The organism is Pseudonocardia nigra (assembly GCF_019396355.1).
Taxonomy (GTDB): domain Bacteria; phylum Actinomycetota; class Actinomycetes; order Mycobacteriales; family Pseudonocardiaceae; genus Pseudonocardia; species Pseudonocardia nigra.
Genome location: NZ_JAHKRK010000355.1, coordinates 1 through 4,589 on the forward strand (window position 1 = coordinate 1; position 4,589 = coordinate 4,589).

General features: G+C 68.5%; 7 protein-coding genes. 6 read left to right on the plus strand and 1 reads right to left on the minus strand.

Annotated elements, in window-relative coordinates; all coding sequences use genetic code 11:
* From KME75_RS40055 to KME75_RS40075, 5 genes are all read left to right on the plus strand, one after another.
* Positions 1-539: 6-phosphofructokinase (locus tag KME75_RS40055; RefSeq protein WP_219420217.1), on the plus strand; the 539-nt coding region annotated here is incomplete at its 5' end.
* Positions 540-663: 124 nt separating this feature from the next.
* A complete protein-coding gene (locus KME75_RS40060) occupies positions 664-855 on the plus strand; it encodes a DUF2795 domain-containing protein (protein ID WP_219420218.1) in 192 nt (63 codons plus the stop codon).
* Positions 856-1,320: 465 nt separating this feature from the next.
* Positions 1,321-1,683, plus strand: coding sequence for a hypothetical protein (locus KME75_RS40065; RefSeq protein ID WP_219420219.1), 363 nt, complete (start codon positions 1,321-1,323; stop codon positions 1,681-1,683).
* Positions 1,684-1,808: 125 nt separating this feature from the next.
* Complete coding sequence (locus KME75_RS40070; protein WP_219420220.1) at positions 1,809-2,297, plus strand: MATE family efflux transporter; 489 nt, start codon at positions 1,809-1,811, stop codon at positions 2,295-2,297.
* 181 nt (positions 2,298-2,478) lie between these two features.
* Complete coding sequence (locus tag KME75_RS40075) at positions 2,479-3,147, plus strand: hypothetical protein (RefSeq protein ID WP_219420221.1); 669 nt, start codon at positions 2,479-2,481, stop codon at positions 3,145-3,147.
* Between the two features lie 120 nt (positions 3,148-3,267).
* On the opposite strand, the gene KME75_RS40080 is transcribed toward KME75_RS40075, so the two are convergent.
* On the minus strand, positions 3,268-3,954 hold the full coding sequence (locus KME75_RS40080; RefSeq protein WP_219420222.1) for a TetR/AcrR family transcriptional regulator: 687 nt from the start codon (positions 3,952-3,954) through the stop codon (positions 3,268-3,270).
* A gap of 101 nt (positions 3,955-4,055) precedes the next feature.
* Between KME75_RS40080 and KME75_RS40085 the strand changes: the two genes are divergently transcribed.
* Complete coding sequence (locus KME75_RS40085; protein ID WP_219420223.1) at positions 4,056-4,427, plus strand: hemerythrin domain-containing protein; 372 nt, start codon at positions 4,056-4,058, stop codon at positions 4,425-4,427.
* Positions 4,428-4,589: the final 162 nt, after the last annotated feature.

The window sequence follows — 4,589 nt, forward strand, 5'->3', positions numbered from 1 at the left end:
TGGCCCGCAGCGGCGCCGACGCGGTGCTGATCCCCGAGGTGCCCTTCGCCCTCGACGGCGAGCAGGGGCTGCTGGCGCACCTGCGCCGGCGGGTCGCCGAGCGCGGGCACGCCGTGGTCGTCGTCGCCGAGGGCGCGGGCCAGGAGCTGCTGGGCGGGCACCCCGAGGACGCCGGCACGGAGCGCGACGCCTCGGGCAACGCCCGGCTCCACGACATCGGCCCGTACCTGCGGCGGCGCATCGCCGACCACTTCACCGACGCCGGCGTCGAGACCTCCATCCGCTACATCGACCCCAGCTACGCCATCCGCAGCGTCCCGGCCAACCCCTACGACTCCGTCTACTGCGTCCGGCTCTCGCAGGCCGCCGTGCACGCGGCCATGTCCGGGCGCACCGAGATGGTCGTCGGCCGCTACCGCCGCCGCTTCGTCCACATCCCGATGTCGGTCGCGGTCAGCCGGCGCAACCAGGTCGACCCGCACGGCGACACCTGGCTCGCGGTACTGGAATCCACCGGCCAACCGGTCCGCTTCGAGTAGCGACTTCACCGACCGGTGCGTCCGAGCCAGCGTGATCGGAGCCACCGCGAATCTACCCTCACGTGAGGGTAGATTCGGGAAGGTGAACCAACCTCTTGCGACCAACGCCCGACCGGTCACGCGCATGGAGATCCTCGACCTCGTCGAAGGCGCCTTCGGCACGTCGGGAGCCATCAAGCGGGACATCGTCGACCATGCCGAGTACAACGCTGCGCGGCCGGCCGTGTTCGACGTCCTGGCCAGGCTGGATGACGTACGTCGCTACGCCACGGTCCGCGACCTCTGGTCGGATCTCGCCGACGTGCCCGTGGAGTAACACGCCACCGCCGCGGAAGTGCCCGGTTCGGGCGCTGCGCCACTTCTCGGTCGGCGCAACACCGGCCCCCGGAACGGCCGAACACTACCGCGTCGTTAGAGTCGGCCGAGTGAATCCCCTTGGCGATCACCGCACTCCGACCATGACCGCGAGCCCGCGGTGACGACCACGGCTCGGCGCTCCGAACGCACTGGCGTCGGCGACGGACTCGCGCTCTCGCTGTCCGCAGTCATCGGTTCTCTGGCCGGATTCCTCAGCTGGTTGATCGCGGCCCGCATCATGCCGCAGGCCGAGGTCGGACGGGCCTCGGCAGTCGTCTCGGCATTCATCCTGGTGGCAGGGGCAACTCAGCTCAATCTCGGCGTCGGGTTGATGCGGTGGCTTCCTACGTCAGGCCGACACGCCGCCGACCTCGTGTGGCGGGCGACGGCCGTCGTACTCCCCCTGTCCGGGGCCGTAGGCCTGGTGTACGTGCTCCTGGTACCCGCGCTGGCCGAGACAGCAGCAGGCGACGCACCACTCGCGGTCGGCATCGTCGTCTTCGTCCTGGCCACCGCGGGGTGGGGGATGTTGGTGGTGCACGACTTCATCCTCGTCGCGATTCAGCGACCGTGGTGGGCACCGTGGCGCAACGCCGTCTTCGCCGTTGTTCGGATCACCCTCCTCGTCGTCCTCGGCAGCAGCCTGGGCGCTCAAGGTGTGGTGCTGTCATGGGCGCTACCGATCGTCGTGTGGATCGCGGCCGGGACGGTGGCGATCGGATTCCTCTCTCCCGGCGCTTCGCCCGCCGCTCCGAGAGCGGCGTCCTGCCCTCGCGCAGCAACGTGATCGGGTTCCTCGGTCCGACCGCGGTTGCGCAGCTGGGAACCGTGCTGCTCTACAACCAGGTCCCACTGCTGGTGACACTCCGATACGGCCCGGAACCGGGCGCGGCGTTCTTCATCTGGCAGGCCGTGACCGTCGTCGACATCGCCGCGACGTTCTTCGTCAACTCGCTCTCGGTACACGTCGCCAGAGAACCCGAGCGCACCGGCGAGCTCTGCGCTGCTGCACGCCGTCGCATCCTGTTGCTCTTCCTGCCGGCCCTCGGGGTCGGCGCCCTGGTCGCCGAACCGGTGCTGGCGATCTTCGGGTCCGGCTATGCCGAAGCCGCGACCGTGCTCCGAGTGTTGCTGCTCGGACTCGCCTTCCGACTCGTCGTCGTCCACGAGCTCGGGGTTCGCCAAGCCCTCGGGCAGGCGATGGGCTTCGCCCGCCTGCAGCTCATCAGTACTCTGCTCGTCCTCCTCGCCGTCATCGTTCTCCCGGCCCGGCCGGCCGCAGGCCTGGGTGAGGCCCTGCTTCCCGTTGCCTGGGGATACGTCATCGTCCAAGTCGCCTGCGCAGTCGGTGTCCTCGCCCTGCCCTTGGTTCGCGGCCGGCTTCTCTGCATCGCGAAGTAGAGCCGCAACCCTCACGTGCAGGTAGAGTTGAGGTGAGCACACACAGCCGTGACCTACCTCCGGAGGTGCGATGACCGCAGTTTCAACTACTGCCGAGCGACTGGAGACGAGATCGCTTCTCACGGGACTTGCTGACACCGCGGCGTCGCTCGTACGCAGGACGGGGCGCAGCGTCCTCCTGGTGAAGGACCAGGGGGGCCGCGGCCCGGAGCACTCCGAGACGCTGCGTTCGAAGGTGCGCCGTCGCGGATTGCACGGTGTCGTGCTGAATTGCGATGAGCTCGTCGACGCCGCCTATCGATACGCGTCGGATTTTTCACTCGTGGTTGACCCGAACCCTTTCGGGCTAGTGCAGAGCCGTCTGCTTGCCGCCCACCTCGGTGTGCCGCTCCTCACTCCTGACGCTCTTGACGGTACCGACGATGACGTGAGCTCAGTAACGGCGCCCACGCACGTGCAGTCGGTTCGACGTGCCTGCCATGCGATTTCGCTCGCCGCAGCGAAGTACAACGACAGCGCCCTCGCTCAGGCGTCGATCACGTCCCTCGGCCCCGACCCGATCGCCCTCAACCTCGACATCAACCATCGCGCCGTGCATCTCCCCCGATCCGAGATTCACGTCAGTGTGCACGACGATCTCCTCGCGATCGACGCCATGACGCCTTCTGGAGTGCGCCGCTTCCGGGGAGTTCATTGCCAGATCGAACCTCTGAGCGGGCGATTCCTCGTCTCACGCGACGGCACACGCCGTGCTGAGCTGCGCGGCCGCCTGGCCCTGCGCGTCTGGAGGCGATACGTCACCACACATGTTCTGACCACCGCGACAGCGGCGTCGAGCAGTCAGCAATAGAGTTCTACTGGCGCAGCCGGCCGCCGACTGACACCTGGCTGGGGCGCAGGTTCCGCACGACCTTCGCCGCGTTGATGGCCTGCGTGGCCCAGCCGCGGCCTCCTCAACCGTCGGCGGGGGTCAAGAAGCCGTGAAGGTGAGGCTACCGGGGATGGCGTCGAACGCCTCTTCGACGTGGCGGATCAGGCGCTCGCTGCCGCCGGGGCCGCGCCACGTCCCGAGTTTCTCCCGCGGTCCAGACCCCTCGGGGCCGCGCCCGGCGATCCAGTTCCGGGCCGCGCAGCGCCAGGCGCTCAGAGAGAGCTCGCCCAGCAGGCGCAGCCGGACGTCCTCGCGGCTATCGATGCCGAGCTTGGTCTCGAGCACGCCAACGACCCGGGACTGGACGGTCACGGACAGCAGCAGGCTGCGGTCCCATAGCGCGGGAGTGCGGGCGATGAGCCCGCGCGTGGCGACGAACCGTCGGTCCCAGTCCTCGCCGCGCCCCGCGATCGCGGCGATCAGTGTCTCACCCAGGAACGTCAGCACCGGGCCGCGGAGCTCCCGGGAGCCGACCTCGGCGACGTAGGCGTCCCACAGCTCGACCTCCGCCGCCATCGCGACGTCCTCTTTCGAGCCGTACATGCGGAAGAACGTGCGCTTGGAGACCTCGACCGCGTCGACGAGCTCGTCGAGCGTCGTCTCGTGGAAGCCCCGGTCCAGGAACAGCCGCAACGCGGTATCGGCCAGCGCCTGCCGGGTGCGCAGCTTCTTGCGTTCGCGCAGCGGCAGCTCGGGGTTCCTCGGGATCGGCACTGGCCTGTTCATCACGTCGAGTCTAGCCCCCTCGATGCAAACGCCACTAGTACTCATCCGCCAGTCAGTGTAAAGTGCTATCGAGTGGCACATCAGACGGGAGGGAGATGCCGGTGGAGAACGACCGCGAGCCGAGATGGGGCGACCGGCTGATGCAGGCGCATGACGTGCTGCGACAGCAGGTGGCTGCCGCCAGAGCTGCGCTTCCCGCAGGAGCTGGGCTGTCCGAACAGCTGCGGACGCACTGCGAGACCGTGTGCGTCTACCTGCACGGCCACCACACGAGCGAGGACGGCGGGTTCTTTCCTCACGTTGAGACGAAATTCCCGGGTCTCGAGGAGGCCATTGCCCGGCTGCGCCGCGAACATGTCGTGGTAGACCGCGTCTTGAGCGAGCTGAAGGCGGTGAACGACGGCGAGGACCCCGAGCAAGCCCGCGTCCAACTCGACCAGCTGGCGTCCATGCTCGAGGCTCACTTCGCCTAAGAGGAGGAGCAGCTCGTCCCCGCCCTGAACGCGCTGACCGGTAAACATTCAGCGGTGTGGTGGCATGGCGTGATCGCCGGTCGGCCGTTCGGCCTCCGGTGCGCTCGGCTCGGTGTCCGTGGTCAGGTGGGCGCGGGTAGTGCCGGCATCCAGGGGTGGCCG